Origin of the sequence: Pseudomonas sp. Fl4BN1, assembly GCF_009908285.1 — a bacterium.
GTDB lineage: Bacteria > Pseudomonadota > Gammaproteobacteria > Pseudomonadales > Pseudomonadaceae > Aquipseudomonas.
The window spans coordinates 1-21,424 of record NZ_JAAARM010000014.1 but is presented as its reverse complement, the minus strand read 5'-3'; the positions used below and the strand labels follow the sequence as shown (position 1 = coordinate 21,424).

Below are 21,424 nucleotides of genomic sequence, written 5' to 3'. Positions count from 1 at the left end.
ATTGATTCAGCTTAGCAGTGCCTGGAACTGTGGGAGGTTCAGCGCAAAACCTCGAACTTGAGGGTTCAAGTCCGAGCTTCGTTACTGATGCCGTGGGGTACATGACCGGTGGCGACCACCTCGCGAGCCAACTCGCAGTGACCGGGCTGATCATCGAAAAAGACATCGGCGGCGAACGCTTCGAGAAAAGCGGCTTTCTCCAATCCGCCCAGGAACAAGGACTCGTCCAGACGAATGTCCCATTCGCGCAACGTGCGGATCACTCGTTCATGAGCCGGTGCCGAACGGGCGGTCACCAAAGCGGTACGGATTGGACAGGTATCGTTGGGAAACTCGCCCTGGAGCAGATTGAGCGCAGCCAGGAACCCCTTGAACGGCCCTCCTGGCAAGGGCTCCCGAGCCGCCTGCCGCTCGCTGGCCTGAAACGCCTCCAGGCCACCGGACTGATAGACCCGCTCCGAATCATCGGAAAACAATACTGCGTCACCGTCGAAGGCAATGCGCAACTCGCCATTTTCCGCACGCCGGGCCCCGCCGGAGAGAATGGTCGCAGCGGCAAATCCGGCGTCCAGCGCACTGCGCACATCCTCGGCATGGGTCGAAAGAAACAGGTCGCTGCCAAAGGCCGCAAGGTAGGGATAAGGACTGCGACCGCCAACGAACGCGGCCCGGGAAATGGCCAAGCCGTAGTGCTGGATTGAATTGAATACCCGCAAGCCGGTGTCGGCGCTGTTACGCGAGACCAACACCACTTCAACCCGCGCATGCCCCAGGCTGGCGTTCAGGCTGAGGAGCTTTTTCACCAGGGGAAAGGCATCGCCCGGCTCGAGGATCTCCTCCTCATGCTCGATCTGGTATTGCCGATAGGCCTCGACGCCTTGGGCCAGATAGACCTTGTGGCTGTCACTCAGGTCGAACAGCGCCCGCGAGGAGATCGCCACCACCAGTTTGTCATCCAAGCCCTTTGCCATGTTCCGCCCCTTCAGGTGATGAGCCCAGCTCAAGCGTGGCGTCGGTCGATGAAACTCAAGGCTTGGTACAACGCCTGGATTTTCGGCAACTCACAACCGGCAGCCCGCGCTGCCGCCAAAGGTGCGGCATAGATAGCCGCCAACTCCAGAGGACGCTGATGCAGGAAATCATGGTACATGCTCGGCCAGTAGTCGGGCATGTGCTCAGTGGACTTGAACAACTGCTGTGCATAGGCGACGGGGATGACATGCCCGCAAGCCGCTGCACCCTGCAGCACTTCCTGCATCAGATCCTGAATCAACTCACGGCTAGCTGGGTCGCCCATCAGCGGCGTGGTGCTCGCCTTGAGCAACACCGACAAACCGTTGTACGGCACATTCCACACCAGCTTTTGCCAGCGCGCCTGATGCAGGTTGCTCATGGCCTGGGAGTCGAGCCCAGCTTCACGAAACAAAGCGGCGCCCTCCTCGACAATCGTCTGGCTCAAGGCCGGATCAGCACTTGCCGGACCGCTGTGGTAACCAAGGTTCACAGCACCCAAGGCCTGATGCTCGATCTGGCCAGGCCCCGCACGATGCACGCAGATAAAGCACAGGCCGCCCAATAGATGCAGCGACTCGGGCAGCACAGCGCGCAACGCATCTTCGACATCAAGGCCATTTTGCAATACCAGAACCTTGGCATCAGGTGCCGCCGCCTGGATGATCGACGGTGCCAGCTGGACGTTGCTGGTGGCTTTGGCGCCCACCAGCAGCCAGTCACAAGGGGGCATTTCTTCGGCACTGGCGTACGCCTGCACCGGCTTCAGGCTCAGCACTCCGTGCTGGGTGCTGTTAACCCTTATCCCTTGCTCGACCACCGCCGAGAACTCGCTGCGTAATAGAAAGTGCACGTCGAAACCAGCCCGGGCCAGCATCACCCCGTAAAAACCTCCGATCGCTCCGGTCCCGATAATGCCCAAACGCGGTTTACGGCCTGCACCCATCAAGGCAACTCCTCTGGTAATCGATTAAGCGCCTGACCCAGGCTCTCGCTGAGCTCCTTGTACGTCAGACGGGACTCCAAGGCCCCATAAAACTCACCGTCGCGTACCACGAACAGGGCCGGGAGGTGAAACACCTGATAACGCTCCACCGCTCCGCCGTTGTCGCCCGCATCGATCCAGCACAGACGGTCGACCGGCAGCGCCAACTTCGGCAATTGCGCCCGGGCCCAACGACAACCGGAACAGCCAGGACTGGTGAAAACCAAGAGGGAAATACCATCCAGGCCCAGTAGTTGCTGGTCGACATCGAAGTCGGACAGTTCCAATTCGACCACTATACTGGTGGAGACAATGTCAATTGGACGACACTTGGAGTCTGCGGTCATGGGACGCTTTCTGCCTCATCCTGATGAAGTTCCGGTTGAACTGACCCTGCGCAAGCACGCGTGTATTTCGCGCCAGCGGTTGCACACTATCAGTCTCGGCGGCATGGCATGCAATTACCACCGTGCCTGGCGCCGTGGCACTGCGCTGGAGGTACACATGCCGACGCTGGGGGAAAATGCCCGCTACAACGGCTATGTCGCCTGGTGCCTGAAACGCAAGCGCGGCTATCTAGTTGGCATCGCCTTTGTCGATGAACAAACGCTGTTCGGCGCCCGCATGGGCGAACAGGTGTGCCAGATTGCCCGCTACTGCCGCCTGCATGAGCCTCAGAGCGAACAGCAATGCATCGAGGCCCTGGCCCTGGATTGGGTCGAGCAGCACGCCGAGGACTATTCCGAAGACAGCGTGCACGAGGCTTTTGTGCAGCCATAGCCCAATAAAACCGCCGCCTGCCCATTGTAGAGTCACTGGGTAACGCGCTAAGGTTCCGCTCCCCGACGCGCTCAAATCCGCTGTGCTCCGCCGCGCGGGGATCGCTGGCGGCCGGCACCCGTGACCTGACGAGTAACACGATGGCTGATTTACCGATCAACGACCTTAACGTCGCCTCCAACGAGACCCTGATCACCCCTGATCAACTCAAACGAGACATCCCGCTGAGCGACACTGCCTTGCGCACCGTGACCAAGGGTCGCGAAGTTATCCGCAATATCCTCGACGGCACTGATCATCGTCTGTTCATCGTCATTGGACCCTGCTCGATCCACGACATCAAGGCAGCCCACGAGTACGCCGAGCGGCTCAAGGCCCTGGCGGCGGAAGTCTCCGACACCCTGTACTTGGTGATGCGGGTGTACTTCGAAAAACCACGCACTACCGTGGGCTGGAAAGGCCTGATCAACGACCCTTACCTGGATGACTCTTTCAAGATTCAGGACGGTTTGCATATCGGCCGCCAACTGTTGCTGGACCTGGCCGAAATGGGCTTGCCCACTGCCACCGAAGCCCTGGACCCGATCTCCCCGCAATACCTGCAGGATCTGATCAGTTGGTCGGCCATTGGTGCGCGTACCACCGAATCCCAGACCCACCGCGAAATGGCTTCCGGCCTGTCGTCGGCCGTAGGTTTCAAGAATGGCACCGACGGCGGCCTCACCGTGGCGATCAACGCCTTGCAATCGGTTTCCAGCCCGCATCGCTTCCTCGGGATCAACCCACAAGGCGGTGTGTCGATCGTTACGACCAAAGGCAACGCCTACGGTCACGTGGTGCTGCGTGGCGGCAACGGCAAGCCGAACTATGACTCGGTCAGTGTCGCCGTCTGCGAACAGGCCCTGAGCAAGTCCAAGATCAAGCCGAACATCATGATCGACTGCAGCCATGCCAACTCCAACAAGGATCCGGCACTGCAACCTCTGGTCATGGAGAACGTCGCCAACCAGATCCTCGAAGGCAACCAATCGATCATTGGCCTGATGGTTGAAAGCCACTTGAACTGGGGCTGCCAGGCGATTCCGAAGGACCTTTCGGAACTGCAATACGGCGTCTCGGTTACCGACGCCTGTATTGACTGGGAAAGCACCGAGAAAACCTTGCGCGGCATGCATGCCAAGCTCAAGGACGTGCTGCCGAAACGCGATCGCGCCTGATCTTTTTCGACAGCCACAAAAACGCCGGGCCAAGCCCGGCGTTTTTCATGGTCACCCCGATCAGAGTTTTGCAGCGTGACGCTGATGGCGTTCCATGTAGCGCTCTACATAAGAGCAGGACGGGATCACCGTGTAGCCCATACGCTCGGCGTACTCCAGCGCCTGCTCGGTCAACGCCGCAGCAATACCGCGTCCACGCAGCGCGTTGGGCACGAAGGTGCGATAAATATCCAGGGTTTGCTTACCCAGGTCCATATAGGTCAGGTAGGCACGATGACCGTCCACATTGGTCTCGAACTGATGACCAGCCTGGTCATGGTGGATGGACAACGCCTCGCTCATCACTACTCCTTGCGGGTCTGGAATGCCGACCCCTACCTTACCGATGTTTTTCCGGCGAAGGAACAACTACGCCACCTCGTACCTGCAGGACGCCGAGTAGAAGCCATCGCTCTTGTCACCACGAGCACGTTACAAAATAGTAGGCGCCCTTGGCATAAATGCTCAAGCCACACTCATCACAGATCAGCGCAAAACCTTGCCCAACCCTCGACTGAAGCCGCGCCAAGGTGAGCGTAAGAATGCGTAGGAGCTAAACATCGCCGGATGCTGAAACTTAAGACGAGCTTCGCCTCTTAAAGTCACCGGCAAGATGGATAAAGATAGGCCCACACCCGTACAAAATCTGAACAAAAGTGTCATCGGCACAATATAGAACGACTTTAGCCTAGACTCAGAAACTGCGCCTGGAAAAGCCCGAGGCCAGCGCTGGCACGCAAGCAGGACCCTCTGCCAGAGCCTTGCCGCTGAATATTTTTTATACAAGCCGCTAAAAAGTTGCTCGAAAAAGATTCACCGCCTAGACTTTTTTTTGCTTCTTGCGCTACGTCAGTTTACTTACTACAAGTAATGGGTAGTATGTACGCCGGCTGTTTCCTCACTCTGAGGCGATAGCTATTAATAGAAAGTCCTTGAAGGGGAACACGATGAACAACGTTCTGAAATTCTCTGCTCTGGCTCTGGCCGCAGTTCTGGCTACCGGTTGCAGCAGCGTATCCAAAGAAACCGAAGCTCGCCTGACTTCTGTTGAAGACTCGTCGGCTCGTGCTCAGGCTCGTGCAGACGAAGCCTACCGTAAAGCTGATGAAGCTCTGGCTGCTGCTCAAAAAGCACAACAGACTGCTGACGAAGCTAACGAGCGCGCTCTGCGTATGCTGGAAAAAGCTAGCCGCAAGTAATAATCCTTCGGGATTGTTATCAAGCCGATCCATTTTTTGGATCGGCTTTTTTATTGCCTGAAATTTTCTTCGGGCAATAAAAAACCCGCGCATACCAACCGGTATCCGCGGGTTGTCGTTGTATCGCTTACTGCTGCATATCGTAGGGGGTACTGGACAGCGATGCCGCGGACGCCGTGGTTGGCACAGCGATCTCAACCGGCAGACCATCTTCGGCCGCGACCACATCACGTACCACATCCCAATTCATGCGTAGGTTATTGGCCAGGTCCGCACGTTTGAGCAAGGCATTGATCACCGCAGTGTGCTTGTCGACCACCGAAGGATTGCCCTTGTCATCCAATGGAGTATGCGCCTCCAGGTAGACTTTGCCGCCACTGACACCGAACTTGTACGGGTCGTTGATGATGCGTACGGAAGTTCCCACCGGAACCATGCCAGCCATTTCCAGCACATTGTTGTTGAACATACGGAAACAACCGTGGCTGGTACGCATGCCAATCCCGAACTTCTTGTTCGAACCGTGGATCAGGTACCCCGGAGTGCCCAGGGTGAACTTGAACGGCCCCAGCGGATTGTCCGGCCCTGCCGGCACCACGTTCGGCAACGGGTCGCCATCGGCAGCATGCTCGGCCTTGATCGACGCTGGCGGAGTCCAGGTCGGGTTCGGGGTTTTCGCGGTGATGCTGGTGTGCGCAATCGGCGAGCCCCAACCCTCACGACCGATACCCAGAGGGAACGTGTAAACCACGCTCCGGCCCTTCGGGTAGTAGTACAGGCGATACTCGGCCAGGTTGATCACGATGCCTTCACGAGGCCCCGGCGGCAGGATGAAGCGAGTGGGCAGGACCACTTCGGTGCCCGCACCCGGCAACCACGGATCGACTCCCGGGTTGGCCGCCACCATCTCCAGGTAACCCAGGTCATAAGTAGTGCCGAGGTCAGCGAAGGTGTCTTCATACTTGGCCTTGATCACCTGCACCTGACCGACGATGTCTTCACCAGGCGGCGGTAGAGGCAATTCCAATGCGGCAACGGGACCAGCCACACACAATGCGGCAAGAGTCAGGCAGCGGGTGACGACAGGGAGGCGCGGCAACATCCGGATAATCCTTCGCATGAACAACGAATGAAAGAACACGATTGTACACCCCGCCCCTTGGCTGCGGCAGCCAGGCCGGAGAGACAAACATAGACATATGAAATCCCTGTCGAAACGGTCCGCTACGGACCGTCTACAGCTCGAACCGCAACTCCGGCCAGATCGGCGGCGTGCCACGTTTTTGCGACTCCAGAATCGCCCGGCACAGCGGGCAGAGTCGTTGGTCCTGGAAAATCGTCCGACCCACAGTCGACCAACGAGGCTGGGCAGGCAACAACGTGCCACACAAGGTCCGATCGGCGGAACCTCCCAGCTCCAACTGACGCGTCACTAGATGCACCCGAACCTCCTGGCAGGCGAACAGGTCGAGCTGTTCATCAGGCTCGATCAATTGATAGGCAAACAGGGACCAGGCGGGACGCGGCATTGGGGGCTCCAAATAGGGGGCGCCACATTAGCCGAAACACTGCTACTAGAAAAGCATCAAAGCAGCGGTTTTAGCGTCGGCCAGACATTTTCCAGCAACTTGCCCTGAGCCGCCGCTGCGGGGTGCAGACCATCTGCCTGCATCAACTCCGGATGACCGCCAATCCCGTCGAGAAAAAATGGCACCAGAGCCACCTTCTTGTCACTGGCCAACTGGCCATAGACCTGAGCGAATGCCTGGGTATAGCGCACACCGTAGTTGGGCGGCAACTGCATGCCCAACAGCAGCACCTTCGCGCCACCGGCCTGGGCACTGTCGATCATCGACGCAAGATTTTGTTGCAATTGCTGGGGCGGCTGGCCACGCAAGCCATCATTGCCCCCCAACTCAAGTATCACCACTTGGGGTTTATGCTCTGCAAGCAGCGCTGGCAGCCGCGCCTGGCCCCCGGCACTGGTATCACCACTGACCGAAGCGTTGACCACCTGATCATTGAAACCCTGCTCCTTGAGCCGCTTCTCCAGCAGGGCAACCCAGCCTTGGCGGGTATCCAGCCCGAAAGCCGCACTGATACTATCGCCAACGATCAGGACTGTACCCGCCGCTGCGTTCTGGGCCATGCACATCAAGGCCAGGCCGGCACTCAAAAACCATACACGCATCGGATTCTCCATGGGCGCAAGCATTCTCACTGCGCGGAACCTTAGCAAAGTGGTTCCCAGCGCGGAAGGTGAACTGACCATCCTCCACGAACTCAGCCTGGAACTGAATCAAGGCGATAGTCTGGCCATCGTCGGCGCCTCAGGTTCCGGAAAATCCACATTGCTCGGATTACTGGCAGGGCTCGACCTGCCCAGCAGCGGCGAAGTCACCCTCGCCGGACAAGCCCTGAGTGGCCTGGATGAAGACCAGCGAGCACGTATCAGAGCCGAACATGTGGGATTCGTCTTTCAATCCTTCCAACTGCTCGACAGCCTCAACGCCCTGGAAAACGTCATGCTGCCCCTGGAGCTGGACGGCCGCCGCGACGCCCGCGAGCGCGCTACCGAGCTGCTGCAGCGGGTCGGCCTCGGTCAGCGCCTGAGCCACTCGCCACGCCAGCTTTCCGGTGGTGAGCAACAACGAGTGGCTATCGCCCGGGCCTTTGCCGCTGAACCTGACGTACTGTTTGCCGATGAGCCCACCGGCAACCTCGACAGTCATACCGGTGAACGTATCAGCGACCTGTTGTTTGAACTCAACAAGGAACGCGGCACCACCCTGGTGCTGGTGACTCACGATGAACGCCTGGCCCATCGCTGCCGGCGCTTGATCCGTCTTGAAGCGGGCTTGCTGGTCGCCCCTCTGGAGCCTTGATGGCACGTTTGCCGCTGTTGCGCCTGTTCAGCCTCGCCTTCCGCCAGCTGCTGCGCGATGCCCGCGCCGGAGAGTTGCGGGTGTTGTTCTTTGCCTTGCTGGTCGCCGTTGCGGCGAGTACTGCCATAGGCTACTTCGGCGCGCGCCTGAACGGCGCCATGCTGCTGCGGGCCACCGAGTTTCTCGGTGCCGACCTGCTGCTGGAAGGCAGCTCGCCTGCACGTCCGGAACAGCTCAGTAGCGGGCGTGAACTGGGGCTGGATCACGCTCGAATTGTCGAGTTTTCCAGCGTTATCGCCACCGACAACAGTATCCAGCTCTCAAGCATCAAGGCAGTCGACCCGTCTTACCCTCTGCGCGGACAACTCAAGAGTGCAGCCGCGCCCTACGCGACTGAAGTACTCGGCGGCGGACCGAAGCCCGGAGAAGCCTGGGTCGAACCTCGTCTGTTGACTGCGCTGGACCTGAAGATCGGCGACAGCATCGACGTCGGCATGAAGACCCTGCACCTTACCCGGGTACTGACCTACGAACCCGACCGTGCCGGAAACTTCTACAGCCTGACCCCACGGGTACTGATCAGCCTGGAGGACCTGCAAGCCACTGGCGTCGTCCAGCCGGGTAGCCGGGTCAGCTATAAGGAGCTCTGGCGTGGTCCGGCACCAGCACTTGAGACCTATCGCCAATTGATCAAGCCGGGGCTGGCAGCCAACCAGCGACTTCAAGATGCACGTGATGGCAACCAGCAGATCGGGGGAGCACTGGGCAAGGCCGAGCGCTATCTGAATATGGCCAGCCTGGTAGCGGTGCTGCTCTCGGGCGTTGCCGTGGCCTTGTCGGCCAACCGTTTCGCCACCCGGCGCTTCGATGCCAGCGCCCTACTACGTTGCCTGGGCCTGTCTCGTCGGGAAACGATGCTGCTGTTCAGTGTGCAACTGGGGCTTCTCGGACTGCTCGCCAGCCTCAGCGGCGCCCTGTTGGGATGGCTGGCGCAACTTGGCCTGTTTTATCTGCTGCATGACCTGCTTCCCAGTGACGTACCACCAGGCGGGCTGCTCCCTGCAATCGCCGGCATTGGCACAGGCCTGGTAGCCTTGGCCGGTTTTGCCTTGCCGCCGCTGGCGGCACTGGGTCGGGTCCCGCCGTTGCGCGTGCTGCGCCGCGACCTGCTACCGATCCCTTCCAGCACCTGGATGATCTACGGCGCCGCGTTGTTTGCCCTGGGTCTGATCATGTGGCGCTTGAGCCTGGACCTGGTACTGACCTTCGCCCTGCTCGGAGGCGGCCTGCTGGCCGCACTGGCACTGGGAGGATTGTTGTTGCTGGTGCTGCAAAGCTTGCGTCGCCTGTTGGCTCGTTCCGCCCTGCCCTGGCGCTTGGGCTTGGGCCAACTGCTGCGCCACCCCTTGGCGGCCGCCGGGCAGTCCCTGGCCTTTGGCCTGATCCTGCTGTCCATGGCGTTGATTGCCCTTCTACGCGGAGAGTTGCTGGACACCTGGCAGAACCAACTGCCGAAAAATGCCCCCAATTACTTCGCACTGAACATTCTGCCGGCTGACAAACAGGCTTTCACCGATCGCCTGGTACAACTCTCGGCCCCCTCTGCCCCTCTATACCCGGTTGTTCCTGGCCGCCTCGTGAGCATTAATGGCGAACCTGTCAGGGAGCTTGTCAGCAAGGAATCAGAGGGTGATCGCGCGGTACAGCGCGACCTGAGCCTGACTTGGGCAGCCGAACTCCCCGCTGGCAACAGCATCACCCAAGGAAGTTGGTGGGCGGCGCAAGCAGATGATGCTTTACCTGGCGTCTCGGTCGAGGCCAAAGTGGCACAAAGCCTGAAACTGAAGCTGGGGGACCAACTGACCTTCACTGTCGCTGGCGTCAATCGAGAGGCCCGGGTCACCAGCCTGCGCAGTATCAACTGGGATAACTTCCAGCCAAACTTCTTCATGATTTTCCAGCCGGGTACATTGAAGGACTTGCCTGCAACCTACCTGACCAGTTTCTACCTGAGCCCGGGCCACGACCAGCAGATCGTCGAGCTGTCCAGGGCATTTCCGGCCGTCACCATCCTTCAGGTAGAGGCCCTGCTGGAGCAATTGCGCAGCATCCTGGCCCAGGTCACCCTGGCGGTGGAGTATGTATTGCTGTTTGTACTGGCAGCGGGGATGGCGGTGCTGTTTTCCGGACTGCAGGCCACCCTTGACGAGCGTATTCGCCAAGGTGCGCTATTACGCGCCCTCGGCGCCGAACGGCAGTTGCTGGTCAAGGCGCGGCGAATCGAGTTTGGCCTGCTCGGCGCGGTCAGCGGCCTATTGGCAGCCTTAGGTTGCGAACTGGTCAGCTTGGTGCTCTACCGTTTCGCCTTCGATCTACCCTGGCAGCCACATCCCTGGCTGTTGCTGCTACCGCTGATTGGCGCACTGCTGGTGGGCGGGGCCGGAGTTTTCGGCACCCGCCGGGCGTTGAATGCCAGTCCGTTGAGCGTCTTGCGCGAAGGTTGAAGACGATAGGCTCGTCGACTCGCAGCGACGAGCCTACTTCACATAGTCGATCTGGTTGATCCACCACAAGGTCTCGCCCGCAGGGGTATGGACGATGGCCTCATCGCCCACTTCTTTCTTCAGCAGCGCCCTGGCCATGGGTGAGTCGATGGAGATGTAATCCTTGCGCTGATAGATCTCGTCATAACCCACGACACGAAAGCGCTTGATCTCGGCAGCTTCATTTTCAACTTCGACCCACGCACCAAAGAACACCCGCCCCTCCTGCTCTGGCGCATAGGTCACGACTTTCATGTCTTCCAGGCGCTTGCGTATGTAGCGCACCCGGCGGTCGATCTCTCGAAGGAGCTTCTTGTTGTACTGATAGTCGGCATTTTCACTTCTATCACCCAGTGAGGCGGCCCAGGTGACCTTCTGCGTGATGTCCGGGCGTTTTTCCCGCCACAGATAATCCAGCTCCTGTTTCAGAGCGTCGTAACCATCCTGTGTAATGAGCTTGGTACTCAATGGCTAATCGCCCTCCAGCCTTGTGCAGGCTGCTCTGTATTTGAATGAACCGAAGACTTGCCCGGCCATGGCCGTTGACCAAGGGGCTCGAGTCACACTTCGCTCCAGCCGCTGCGCAAGCGCACACGATATCCCGTCCTTCTATGTGACATCACTATCAGATTTGTCCGATTTAGATTTCAGAGAGGTCGGCTAATCATAGAGCCAAACAGTCGATGCTTACTGTCTCAGGCACCTCTACAACCACGGCTTTTGTAATCAGTGCAACCTCGCTACTTGAAACCTACTTCCCCAAACAGTTCGCCAACCACTACCAATACCTCTAAAAATCAAAGGGAATGTATTAAATGGGCAATATCATTATCGTCGATGACCACCCCCTGATCCGATTGGCCATCAAGTCGGTGCTGGAACCCTATCAGCACACTATCGTCGCCGAGGCTGACAATGGCGCGGACGCGGTTCAACTAGTGCGCAAGCACATGCCGGACCTGCTGATCCTCGATCTGGGAATCCCCAACCTGGACGGTTTTTCGGTCATCGCCCATATCAAGTCTGCCGAGCTGCATGTCAAGACCCTAGTACTAACCTCCAGTGACTCGAAGAACTTCGCCCTGCGCTGCCTGCAGGCAGGAGCCGCAGGCTTCCTGTGCAAGACCGAGAACCTTCACGAACTGGGCAATGCCGTAAAAGCCATCTTGTCCGGATACAGCTACTTCCCGGAAGACACCATCAATATTCTGCAGCAGAACACCAACGCCGCCAGCCAGGAAAGCGTACTGATTTCCCGCCTGACTGACCGTGAGATAACGGTCTTGAAGTTATTGGCTACCGGTCTGAACAACCAGCAGATAGCCGAAGCACTGCTAATCAGCCACAAGACTGTCAGTACCTATAAGGTGCGACTGCTCAAACGCTTCAATATTTCCAACCTGGTGGCACTGGCGGAACTGGCAAAACGTAACGCGGTTGTTTGAATCCCAAGCTCTGGTAATCCCAGGTACAGCGGTGGCAGCCACAGCTGCGAGCGTTGTTGCCAGTATCTGGACGAACCCAAGCTGATCCGAATACGGCGCAGTTCAGCAATATGCTGTCCAGCTCCGTCGGATTAGCTGCACATTCAACGGCGAATAATCAGTCCCTGTCGGGCAACACGAGTCAGGTGTTTAATCACCTCTGCGGCAGCTTCAGCACTGGGAGCGGGTATGACCGCCAGATCAAAGCTGTCGCTGGCAAAGCGCGCCAGGGAGTCGCCATCTTCGACAAATTGAATCAGAAATGCCGCCGGGCCTGCGGAACGCCGTGGCCAGCCATCGAGATAACGCAACAAGGTGGGTTGGTGTTTACCACCAAGAAGTATTTTCGGATTGCGCGGGGATAGACTCGCCGTGATCGGCGCAAGACGTACAAGGGGGCGTGGTGCATTCATCGTATCGTGTCTCTACCTCAAGTTTCTGCCGGGCAGGTGAGAGGCAACACCGAACCAGCGCTTTAGCGGTATTTCGAAGCCTGGAAATAGCTTCTATCAGTGATCTTTCGACTCACTTGGCGCCCCGCAAGTAGCTGTTTAAATCGGCGCATAAGCAGCATCCTAGAGAAGCCGACAGGTCAGTGTCAAGAATCAGTAGCAATGAAAAAGGCCTGCATTCGCAGGCCTTGGAAAATCTTCGTAACGGTTGATCCAAAGCTGGCGACAAGTGTCCGGCCAGTTGAATGAGCCAGCCGAGTTACCTGGCAATCGTTGCATCCAGTGACAGCTTGCCTGCACCTTCAAACAGAACCGCCACTGTACCGCCGAGCAATGCCAGGGCGAATTCATAACCGTTGTCGGCCATGAACAAGCCATGACTGATATGCACCGAGAAGATCGCCACCAGCAAGGTAAACGATAGACCCAGTGCCGCCGGCCGCACCAACAGGCCAACGATCAACGCCAACCCGGCAAAGAATTCGGTGCCGCCGGCCAGCAGCGCCATCAGATAACCAGGAGCGAGGCCAATGCTTTCCATCCACTGAGCCGTTCCTGCCAGACCGCCACCACCAAACCAGCCAAAGAGTTTCTGCGAGCCGTGGGCCGCGAAGATGATGCCGACGAAAATTCGCAAAACGGTCAAGCCATAACCGGCGCGAGTGCCCAGCAGGTTTTTGATCAGTGTGCTCATGCTGTGTAGTCCTGTGTAAGGTAGGGAAGTTGGTCGCCATACTAATCAGTTTTTATCATGTTAAAAGCGGAAATTATCCGACATAACAATCAATATTTTCGATTACTTTCGAGACGCAACTTTTCGCTCCGGAGGCTCCAGGGAGCCTCGCTCACGATCAAAGGCCAGATAGTACTTGTTGACACTATTAACATAGCTGACCGCCCCCATGCCCACCTGCTCCATAGCGATACGCTCTACCTGGAAGAACCACTGATTGGGATTCAACCCCCTGCGTCGGGCCTCGCTGCGCATCCCCTGAACCCGTTCCGGCCCCATGTTGTAGGCCGCCAGGACGAAAGCCATGCGCTCGCGTTCGTTGAGCTTGGGACTGGAAAAGAACTTGCGGCGAATCATCGCCAGGTACTTGGCTCCGGCCTGCACATTGCTGTCCACGGACTGAATATTGCTGACCCCGACTCGTTGTGCGGCGGAGGGCGTGATCTGCATCAGCCCGGTAGGCCCACCACCACTCCTGTCACTAGGCTGCAGGGCCGACTCCTTGAACGCCAGGGCCGCAAGGTTCAGCCAGTCCATGCCCTGCTCCCCCGCATGCTTCTGCAACACCGGGCGCAGTTTCTCCAGTCGCTGGCGATCAGCCCGGGCCAAGGGGTAATGCACCTGATACTGGCGTCGATAGATGCGCAGGAATGCGACATCCTGATCTGCGGGTGCCTTATAGGTCTTGAGGAAACGATCGATACTGGCGCGCAACATCGATGCATCACGCCGGACAAACCAATGCTCCTCGCCCGGCTCGCTGATCTTCAATTGCTTGTCGAAACGCAACCTGGGCAGAATCTTGCTCCAGCGCTCGGCAATCGGCTGCTCGACAATGGTCAGGTGGAATATGCCGCCCTGGACCATTTCCAGCACATCCTCCACCGCCAGGCTGGGATCGACCCACTCGACCTTGATCGGCGCGAGTTTGTGCAGCGTCAGCTTCTGATTGATCTGGCTTACCGCCTCCCCCGCAGCGCTGCCAGTGGTCAAGGTCAGGGTCTTGCCGGACAACTGCTCGATCCGCGTATAGCGACGCTCACCCTTGATCCCCACCAGCAACAAAGGAACATTGCTGACAATTGGATCACTGGAATTGACCGCATGCCCTGGCTGAGCCTCCAACAACTCACCTGGCGCCACAAGATCCCCTTCTCCTCGCTGCAAGGCACCCAGCAATTGATCCTTGGCCTTGGGAATGATCTTGAGACTGATTTCCTGGCCATCACGGGCATGCCCATTGAGGTACTGCTCGAACGAGCGCAGGCGATGGTATTCGACACCGATGGCCTGGCCCTGGACTTCACCAGAGCTATTACGGCTCTGATTGACCAGCACTCGCAACACTCGACTACTGCGAATTTCCGCCAGATCGCGCACCTTGGCAGCAGCCAAGGTTTCCGGCGGACCGGCCAAACGCGCCACGGCCGGCAACGGCATCAGCAACGACAGGCACAGCGCAAGCAATATCGAGGGTCGGGTCATCCGCTCTCCGCAAAGAATGCTGTTCAACCCTTCGTCGTTTTTGAAGGATTGATCGACAGAAACAGAGCGCCTTGAGCGCTGGCATGGTGCGAAAGACAATCGTAGCGACGGCAAAATCCCGGCCACCACGTTCTTCCGGCAGCAAAAGACCGCTTTAACTCGTTGTAGTTCTTGGTTTTTCTTATAAATCTACAGCTCTGATATGCTTTCCGGCCGCAGGCGGAGATAGCACCATGCAACTCATCGATATCGGCGTCAACCTGACCAATCCCTCTTTTGCCGAAAAACACCAAGCCGTTCTCGATCGTGCTTATGAAGCGGGAGTCTGCCAATTGGTCCTGACCGGAACCAGCGTCGAAGGCAGTGAACAGGCCTTGGAGTTGTGCCAGCAACTGGACACCGCTGGGCAACGACTGTTCGCCACGGCAGGCCTGCACCCTCACTGCGCCAGCGACTGGAATGCCGACAGCGTCCGACGTTTGCGCGCCCTGCTCAGCGAACCCCGGATACGTGCCGTGGGCGAATGTGGACTGGACTTCAATCGAGATTTCTCCCCTCGGCCACAACAGGAAAAGGTCCTGGAAGAACACCTGGCACTGGCTGTCGAACTGCAACTGCCAGTATTCCTCCACGAACGTGATGCCAGCCAGCGCCTGCTGGACATCCTGCGAGACTTTCGCGACCGCTTGCCGGCAGCCGTGGTGCATTGCTTTACCGGTGAGCAGCAGGCGCTGTTCCGCTACCTTGACCTGGACCTGCACATCGGCATCACCGGCTGGATCTGCGACGAGCGCCGGGGCACGCACTTGCACCCGCTGGTGCGCAATATTCCCCGTGGGCGCCTGATGCTGGAAAGCGACGCCCCCTACCTGCTGCCACGCAGCCTGCGGCCGAAACCGAAAAACGGCCGTAACGAACCGGCCTACCTGACGGAAGTCTTGCGCGAAGTCGCACGGCACCGCGAAGAGACGCCAGAACACCTGGCAAGCCACAGCACCGCCTGTGCCAGAGCATTTTTCCACTTGCCTGAGATTGCTTGACTCATATCAAGATTTTTCCGAGAGCATGGCGGCACAATAATGGCACCTTGCCAATACTGTTCCGCTCAATCAGAGAAGACCTTCTTATGGGTGCCTGGCTTAGCAACATCTCGCTGAAATACAAATTCTGGGCAGTCAATGCGGTCGCCTTCGTCACCACCTTGTTATTAGTGCTGTACGCAGTGCAACTGGAGCAACAGGCTCGCGGCCAGGCAGCACAGGCCTCTGCCCAGACCCAGGCCCACTTGCTCGGATCCTGGCCTGCCGGACAGCCCCTGCCCAGTGACGAGCACCTGCTGTACTTCGCCCGGGGGCAGACTCCCAGCATCAACGAACAGGCATTGCCCGAGCTGAACGGCGCCAATGGCTGGGTCGAGCTCAATCACTTGCCACTGTTCGGCGACAACCCACTGTTAGGCGCCGAAGTCATCCATCGCGCCGACGGCCAACAGGTCGCGGTTCTGGCCCACGCCCCAAGCCTCGTTCAGGTCTTCAGTGATCGCTTCACCCACTATGCAGTCGCCGTGTTCATCCTGATGTTCGCCATGCTGTGTGCTTCTCAGTTGCTGATCCGCTTTCTCCTCAGCCAACTCAACACCCTCAAGGATGTGATGCTGCACGTAGAAAAGACTGGCGACCTGTCCGCCCGCGTCCCGCTGTCCTGCAAGGATGAAGTGGGCCAGATGGCCAGCGCCTTCAACGCCATGCAGGCCGGGTATCAACGAGTGGTAAACACCGTGGCCAACACCGCCAGGCAGCTGGACCAGGGTGCTGCCCGCCTGGCCTCGAGCATGAACGACGTGCGTCATGGCATGCTCGGCCAGCAGAGCGAAACCGATCAGGCCGCCACTGCTATCAATGAAATGTCCGCCACCGTCTACCACATCGCCCAGCATGCCGGCGCCACCCGGGATCTGTCGCAAACCGCCGACGCGCTGGCTGGCACCGGGCACGAAGTAGTCGGCCGGGTGCAGAAGTCCATCGCTGGGCTTTCCAATGGCGTGCAGCAAACCGCCGAGATGATTCAAAAACTCGCCGAGGACAGCCAAAAGATCAACGGTGTGGTCAACGTGATCCATAGCATCGCCGAACAGACCAACCTGCTTGCGCTCAACGCGGCCATCGAGGCCGCCCGGGCCGGAGAAATGGGTCGCGGCTTTGCCGTGGTAGCAGACGAAGTACGCAATCTGGCCAAACGCGTGCAAGCCTCCACCGATGAAATCACCAGCATGGTATCTGCCCTGCAAGCGGGCACCCGCGACGCGGTGGACTTCATGCAGGAAAGCTCGTTCAAGGCCGACGACTGCGTGCAGCAGGCCCAGGAAGCTGGGGCGGCACTGGCGGAAATTACCAGCGCGGTGGCACAGATGCGTGAAAGCAACACCCAGATCGCCGTAGCTGCGGAACAACAGAGCCAGGTGGCGGAAGAAATGAACCGAGCAGTAGTGAGCATCCGAGACGTCACCGAAAACACCGTGCAACAGACCGTCGCCTCTGCCACCACTAGCGGTGAACTGGCGACCCTGGCCGGCGAGCTGAGCAAGGCCATCGGCCAGTTGAAGCTCTGAGCAGCGCACCCAACAGGCTCAGCACCAGCACTTTGCCCCCTACCCGCTGGCTATCAGCCCGATAGCCAGCTTCGATTCGCCGCAAGACCGCCTGCGCCCTATTCTTGGTTCATCAGTTTCCATGAACCAGAGGATGATCAACATGGGCAAACGTCACCCCAACCTTCCTGCCTGGCAATGGCGCGTCTACCCGCAAAGCCACCAGCATCCGACCAACCTGATACTGCACCTGATCGCCGTGCCGCTGTTCATCGTCGGTTTTCTGCTGGTCGCTTCAGGGGTGTTTTCGTTGAGCTTCCTGAGCCTGGCAATCGGCGTGGTCGGCATCCTGGCGGCTCTGGGCTTGCAGCGTCACGGCCACAGCCTGGAGGCGTAAACCTCCGAGCCGTTCAGTAATCGTAAAGATGCAGTGCAACACCTACTGGTGGCGCGCCTGGTTGCAACGCCACCGGCACTGAAGGCTCAGGCGAAGATCGTCACCGTCTGCCGGCTCAGGGCAATCAACTGCCCATCGGAGCTCCACAGCGCCGCAGCGGCGTGGCCATAACCGTCTCGGGCATGTTCGACTTCCACCCGGTACTTGCACCAGTCCAGGGTACTCACCTGCAGTAGCGGCTGGACGAACTCGATGGTCCAGGTCAGGGTGCTGCCGGCCGCCGGCTTGCTCAGGTGCGGCAGCAATGCCGGCGGCCAGGCATCCACCAGCGCCAGAATGTGCGCCTCGGTCACCGGTTCCTCCTTGACATCCCCGCGCAAACGCACCCAGCCGCCCATGTCCCGAGAACGGTTACCGGTGAATGGCAGGCCGCCAATGCTCCAGCGCATCGCCAGATGACGCATGAACTCCGGTGTCACACCCTTGATATAAGGCAACTCCTGGCAATCATCCCAATGCTTCATCTCCGGCGCAGGTTCGGCGCCAACTGTTACGCAAGATTCACGGGAAGCTCCAAAGCTGCCCTGTACCAGAGTCACCACCTGACCTTCCTGCATGACCCGCCCCAATACCTGGCTGACGGCCTTGCCTTCACGCAGCACGTCCACTTCAAAACTGACCGGTACATCCGGAGCCACTGGACCGACAAAGGTAATCGCCAGGGAGCGTACCGGCCGCTCCGCCGGAACCTTGGCCCGCATCGCTTCATACTGCAGGGCCACCACCAAACCACCGAAACTGGCGCGACCCTGAGCCCACTCCGCCGGAATGGTCAGCGACTGGGGCTGGCCGCGAACGGCTTCGAGCAAATCGTAGAAACGCATGAAAACCTCGGGGAAGGGAAAATAGACGGAGGAATCTTAACCAGCGTCGCAGAGCCGTACAGCAACTATTCCGGCCAAAGCAGCGGACAGATAAGCCGCCGAACAGCGATCAGCGCCCGAAGCAATCTCTGTGCAACTGGTCCAACACCTGGTCGGCACGCGCCTCGGCCTTGAGCATGGTGCGACGCCAGAGTGCTACACAAGGCCGCAGATCCACCTGCTGTTCGGCCTGGGCCAGCCATTGCCAGCAGTCATGCCAATCCCCCAGAGCACCCTGTGCGGCCTTGAGGCGTCTCATGGCTTTGGCAGGCAAGCGATCCAGCTCGGGATAAGCATCAGCCGCATAACGTACACGTTTGATCAACAACCGCAGGCGATGCCGGTCATGGGCGGGGTCCAGGAGCGCCTTACCCAGGGTTTTCCACTGTTTGGCCAAGCGTTTTTCAATCCGTCCACGCAAACCACGGAGCAACCCCTCTCGCCCGGAGGCTCGCAGAAATCGCGGGAATGCATCCAGCACCAGAAACAGCTGCGCCAACTCAGGCCCCGCTGCCACCGCCGAATATTCATCGAGCAACTGGGCAGTACGGTGCTCGGCGGCGGCATGCTGACCATGCTGATGCAGATAGGCCGCCAACACTTCACGATCACGAATCGGTGTTGTCAGGCGCCCCACTTCACTGACGGCGGCCTCCAACTGCTCGACGCCGGGCAACCCGCGCAGCGGACGCAGCAAGCTGCGCAGGCGCCGCACACTGATACGTAAGTCATGCAGGGCCTCAGCATCGGTGGCGGCGGCCAATCGTGCCTGACAGGCCAACAAACTCACTTCCAGGCTCAGGATCTGAGCCACCAATCGGTCGACCAAGGCAGACATCACGGATTCCCCAACAAAACTCACAAGCCTGGTTTCGGCTCATCCAGTTCCAAGAATGGCACCGCTGGACCGCGACCGGCATTGCGCCAAGTCATTCAGGCCCACGGTGATGATTGTCGCTTCAGCGTAGCGGTTGTAGCGGCTCAACGCCCGGCACGGGACTCACGAATATAGAAGCGCGCCTTCTCGGCCTTGTTGGTGCAGCCTTCAAAGGCTTCGAATTGCTGCTGGGTCTTGGCGCCTGTCAGCAGCGACAACGCCTTGGAGTAACTCACGGTGCCAGCGAAACCTTCGGCCTTGGCCAGGTCCAGTTCATGCCAGGCGGCGTCCAGCTGAGTGCCACAGCTGTCGCGATAGGCGGTCTTGCCCGCGCAACCGGTCAATACCAATGCAATCAGGGGCAAGCAGATCCAGGCTTTCATCAATGACACCTCAAGAATAGGAAACAGTCGTACAGGTTAAGACGGTGGCGACAGCAAAAAGTGCCAAACCCAACCCTTGGAAAATATAGCCGCAGGAGCATAGCCGCGCGGCCCGATACGCCCTAGAAAAACCACCGGGCAGTTCCTGCACTGCATCAGCAATTGAACCTCGAGGCGCTATGGGTGCATTGTTGCAGCCTGTTTGGCGAAGGGATGAATCATGAACAAACGTGTCGCATTGGTCCTTGGCTCAGGAGGCGCTCGCGGGTATGCCCACATCGGGGTCATCGAGGAGATCGAAAGACGCGGGTATGACATCGCCTGCATCGCCGGTTGCTCAATGGGCGCAGTGGTGGGTGGCATCTATTCGGCGGGCAAGCTCGCCGAGTACCGCGAGTGGATCGAAAGCCTGGATTACCTCGATGTACTGCGCCTGGTGGACGTGAGTTTTCGCCTGGGCGCGATTCGCGGCGAAAAGGTCTTCGGGCAAATTCGCAAGATCGTCGGCGAAGTGAACATCGAAGACCTGCGCATTCCCTATACGGCCGTGGCCACCGACCTGACCAACCAGCAGGAAATCTGGTTTCAGGAAGGCTGCCTGCATCAAGCCATGCGGGCTTCAGCCGCCATCCCCAGCCTGTTCACCCCAGTGATGCAAGGCAACCGGATGCTGGTGGACGGCGGCCTGCTCAACCCGCTGCCAATCGTTCCGGTGGTCTCCAGTCATTGCGACCTGATCATTGCGGTCAACCTCAACTCGACCAATCAGCGTCATTACCAACTGCCGGTGATCCAGCGCCCGCCTGCGTTCAAAAGCCGCTTCGACAGCCTGATCAATTCCCTTGGCTCGCACCTGCCGTTCCGGCGCAAACAGGCCGAGCAACTATTGCTGCTCGAACAAGAAGCCTTCAGGAGCGAAGCGGCCGAGATCAATCCCTGGGTCGAGGGCGCTGAGCCGGAATCCCAGCAGCCGGCCGCAGCGCCGGAGTCCGACGGCGCCCCCAAGTCCGCCAGCGGCTCATTCATCATCGACAACGTCGGCCCAGCCTCGCTACTGGACCTGGTGAACCAGAGCTTCGAGGTCATGCAGACCTCCCTGGCGCAGTACAAGATCGCTGGCTATCCGCCGGATATCTTGATCAACGTACCGAAGCGCGTATGTCGATTCTTCGAGTTCTACAAGGCACCGGAGTTGATCGCCCTGGGCCGGGAAATCGCCAGTGACACCCTGGACCGCTACGAACAGGAACAGTAGCTAGCCCTGAAAGCCTGAGCCGGAAGGCTCAGGAATCCCCACCCACTAGACGGTAGCCAACCCCCGCTTCAGTGACGATGAAACGCGGCTGGGTCGGATCGTCCGCCAGTTTCTGGCGCAAGTGTCCAACCACGATGCGCAGATAGTGACTGTCCTCGGTGTGGGTCGGTCCCCAGATATCCTTGAGCA

Annotated in this window: 24 protein-coding genes and 1 pseudogene; 10 read left to right on the top strand and 15 right to left on the bottom strand. The window is 59.0% G+C overall.

The window, feature by feature from the left end; genetic code table 11:
* Positions 1-65 precede the first annotated feature (65 nt).
* The 3 genes from GV818_RS17090 to GV818_RS17080 are packed head-to-tail and all read right to left on the bottom strand — an operon-like array spanning position 66 to position 2,343.
* Complete coding sequence (locus GV818_RS17090) at positions 66-971, bottom strand: 5'-nucleotidase (protein ID WP_161757032.1); 906 nt, start codon at positions 969-971, stop codon at positions 66-68.
* A 29-nt stretch (positions 972-1,000) separates the two neighbouring features.
* A complete protein-coding gene (locus GV818_RS17085; RefSeq protein WP_161777052.1) occupies positions 1,001-1,957 on the bottom strand; it encodes a putative 2-dehydropantoate 2-reductase in 957 nt (318 codons plus the stop codon).
* Entirely contained in the window at positions 1,957-2,343 is a 387-nt protein-coding gene (locus tag GV818_RS17080) for a thioredoxin family protein (protein WP_161777051.1), read from the bottom strand. The genes GV818_RS17085 and GV818_RS17080 overlap by 1 nt, the downstream gene beginning before the upstream one ends.
* On the opposite strand from GV818_RS17080, the gene GV818_RS17075 reads away from it, so the two are divergent.
* Positions 2,342-2,776, top strand: a complete 435-nt coding sequence (locus tag GV818_RS17075; RefSeq protein ID WP_161757035.1) for a PilZ domain-containing protein — start codon at positions 2,342-2,344, stop codon at positions 2,774-2,776. The two genes, GV818_RS17080 and GV818_RS17075, sit on opposite strands and share 2 nt — an antisense overlap.
* A gap of 140 nt (positions 2,777-2,916) precedes the next feature.
* On the top strand, positions 2,917-3,993 hold the full coding sequence (locus GV818_RS17070; protein WP_161757036.1) for a 3-deoxy-7-phosphoheptulonate synthase: 1,077 nt from the start codon (positions 2,917-2,919) through the stop codon (positions 3,991-3,993).
* Between the two features lie 60 nt (positions 3,994-4,053).
* Here GV818_RS17070 and GV818_RS17065 read toward each other — a convergent pair whose 3' ends face one another.
* The gene (locus GV818_RS17065) at positions 4,054-4,335 is read right to left on the bottom strand and encodes a GNAT family N-acetyltransferase (protein ID WP_011062548.1); all 282 of its coding nucleotides are present in this window, start codon (positions 4,333-4,335) and stop codon (positions 4,054-4,056) included.
* 644 nt (positions 4,336-4,979) lie between these two features.
* On the opposite strand from GV818_RS17065, the gene GV818_RS17060 reads away from it, so the two are divergent.
* On the top strand, positions 4,980-5,231 hold the full coding sequence (locus GV818_RS17060; RefSeq protein ID WP_161757037.1) for an Lpp/OprI family alanine-zipper lipoprotein: 252 nt from the start codon (positions 4,980-4,982) through the stop codon (positions 5,229-5,231).
* Positions 5,232-5,358: 127 nt separating this feature from the next.
* On the opposite strand, the gene GV818_RS17055 is transcribed toward GV818_RS17060, so the two are convergent.
* From GV818_RS17055 to GV818_RS17045, 3 genes are all read right to left on the bottom strand, one after another.
* Positions 5,359-6,333 (bottom strand): L,D-transpeptidase family protein, encoded by a 975-nt coding sequence (locus tag GV818_RS17055; protein WP_161757038.1) that lies wholly within the window; start codon positions 6,331-6,333, stop codon positions 5,359-5,361.
* Positions 6,334-6,466: 133 nt separating this feature from the next.
* On the bottom strand, positions 6,467-6,760 hold the full coding sequence (locus GV818_RS17050; protein ID WP_161757039.1) for a hypothetical protein: 294 nt from the start codon (positions 6,758-6,760) through the stop codon (positions 6,467-6,469).
* Between the two features lie 56 nt (positions 6,761-6,816).
* Positions 6,817-7,422: an arylesterase gene (locus GV818_RS17045; RefSeq protein ID WP_178124961.1), complete on the bottom strand. Its 606-nt coding sequence runs from the start codon at positions 7,420-7,422 to the stop codon at positions 6,817-6,819.
* A gap of 10 nt (positions 7,423-7,432) precedes the next feature.
* Here GV818_RS17045 and GV818_RS17040 point away from each other — a divergent pair, with 10 nt between their 5' ends.
* Positions 7,433-8,116 (top strand): ABC transporter ATP-binding protein, encoded by a 684-nt coding sequence (locus GV818_RS17040; protein WP_161757041.1) that lies wholly within the window; start codon positions 7,433-7,435, stop codon positions 8,114-8,116.
* Positions 8,116-10,620, top strand: a complete 2,505-nt coding sequence (locus GV818_RS17035) for an ABC transporter permease (RefSeq protein ID WP_161757042.1) — start codon at positions 8,116-8,118, stop codon at positions 10,618-10,620. The genes GV818_RS17040 and GV818_RS17035 overlap by 1 nt, the downstream gene beginning before the upstream one ends.
* 33 nt (positions 10,621-10,653) lie before the next feature.
* Here the strand turns inward: GV818_RS17035 and greB are convergent, their stop codons facing one another.
* A complete protein-coding gene (greB, locus tag GV818_RS17030) occupies positions 10,654-11,127 on the bottom strand; it encodes a transcription elongation factor GreB (RefSeq protein WP_161757043.1) in 474 nt (157 codons plus the stop codon).
* Positions 11,128-11,474: 347 nt separating this feature from the next.
* On the opposite strand from greB, the gene GV818_RS17025 reads away from it, so the two are divergent.
* Positions 11,475-12,104, top strand: coding sequence for a response regulator transcription factor (locus GV818_RS17025; protein ID WP_161757044.1), 630 nt, complete (start codon positions 11,475-11,477; stop codon positions 12,102-12,104).
* A gap of 143 nt (positions 12,105-12,247) precedes the next feature.
* On the opposite strand, the gene GV818_RS17020 is transcribed toward GV818_RS17025, so the two are convergent.
* The 3 genes from GV818_RS17020 to GV818_RS17010 all read right to left on the bottom strand — a co-directional run bounded on the left by GV818_RS17020 (position 12,248) and on the right by GV818_RS17010 (position 14,813).
* Positions 12,248-12,556 (bottom strand): class I SAM-dependent methyltransferase, encoded by a 309-nt coding sequence (locus tag GV818_RS17020; protein ID WP_161757045.1) that lies wholly within the window; start codon positions 12,554-12,556, stop codon positions 12,248-12,250.
* 298 nt (positions 12,557-12,854) lie between these two features.
* Entirely contained in the window at positions 12,855-13,289 is a 435-nt protein-coding gene (locus GV818_RS17015; RefSeq protein ID WP_161757046.1) for a DoxX family protein, read from the bottom strand.
* 102 nt (positions 13,290-13,391) lie between these two features.
* Positions 13,392-14,813: a transglycosylase SLT domain-containing protein gene (locus tag GV818_RS17010; RefSeq protein ID WP_161777050.1), complete on the bottom strand. Its 1,422-nt coding sequence runs from the start codon at positions 14,811-14,813 to the stop codon at positions 13,392-13,394.
* Positions 14,814-15,046: 233 nt separating this feature from the next.
* On the opposite strand from GV818_RS17010, the gene GV818_RS17005 reads away from it, so the two are divergent.
* From GV818_RS17005 to GV818_RS16995, 3 genes and pseudogenes are all read left to right on the top strand, one after another.
* On the top strand, positions 15,047-15,853 hold the full coding sequence (locus tag GV818_RS17005) for a TatD family hydrolase (protein ID WP_161777049.1): 807 nt from the start codon (positions 15,047-15,049) through the stop codon (positions 15,851-15,853).
* Between the two features lie 86 nt (positions 15,854-15,939).
* Entirely contained in the window at positions 15,940-17,421 is a 1,482-nt protein-coding gene (locus GV818_RS17000; RefSeq protein ID WP_161777048.1) for a methyl-accepting chemotaxis protein, read from the top strand.
* Positions 17,422-17,563: 142 nt separating this feature from the next.
* A pseudogene (locus tag GV818_RS16995) lies at positions 17,564-17,879 on the top strand (terminase).
* 4 nt (positions 17,880-17,883) lie between these two features.
* Here the strand turns inward: GV818_RS16995 and GV818_RS16990 are convergent.
* The 3 genes from GV818_RS16990 to GV818_RS16980 form a co-directional block, all read right to left on the bottom strand.
* A complete protein-coding gene (locus tag GV818_RS16990) occupies positions 17,884-18,681 on the bottom strand; it encodes an acyl-CoA thioesterase (protein ID WP_161777047.1) in 798 nt (265 codons plus the stop codon).
* Positions 18,682-18,790: 109 nt separating this feature from the next.
* Positions 18,791-19,558, bottom strand: coding sequence for a CHAD domain-containing protein (locus tag GV818_RS16985; RefSeq protein ID WP_161777046.1), 768 nt, complete (start codon positions 19,556-19,558; stop codon positions 18,791-18,793).
* A 143-nt stretch (positions 19,559-19,701) separates the two neighbouring features.
* Positions 19,702-19,980, bottom strand: coding sequence for a hypothetical protein (locus GV818_RS16980; RefSeq protein WP_011062563.1), 279 nt, complete (start codon positions 19,978-19,980; stop codon positions 19,702-19,704).
* A gap of 220 nt (positions 19,981-20,200) precedes the next feature.
* Between GV818_RS16980 and GV818_RS16975 the strand changes: the two genes are divergently transcribed.
* Positions 20,201-21,235: a patatin-like phospholipase family protein gene (locus GV818_RS16975; protein WP_161757052.1), complete on the top strand. Its 1,035-nt coding sequence runs from the start codon at positions 20,201-20,203 to the stop codon at positions 21,233-21,235.
* Between the two features lie 28 nt (positions 21,236-21,263).
* Here GV818_RS16975 and GV818_RS16970 read toward each other — a convergent pair.
* A partial coding sequence (locus tag GV818_RS16970) for a winged helix-turn-helix domain-containing protein (RefSeq protein WP_178124960.1) occupies positions 21,264-21,424 on the bottom strand: 161 nt, incomplete at its 5' end.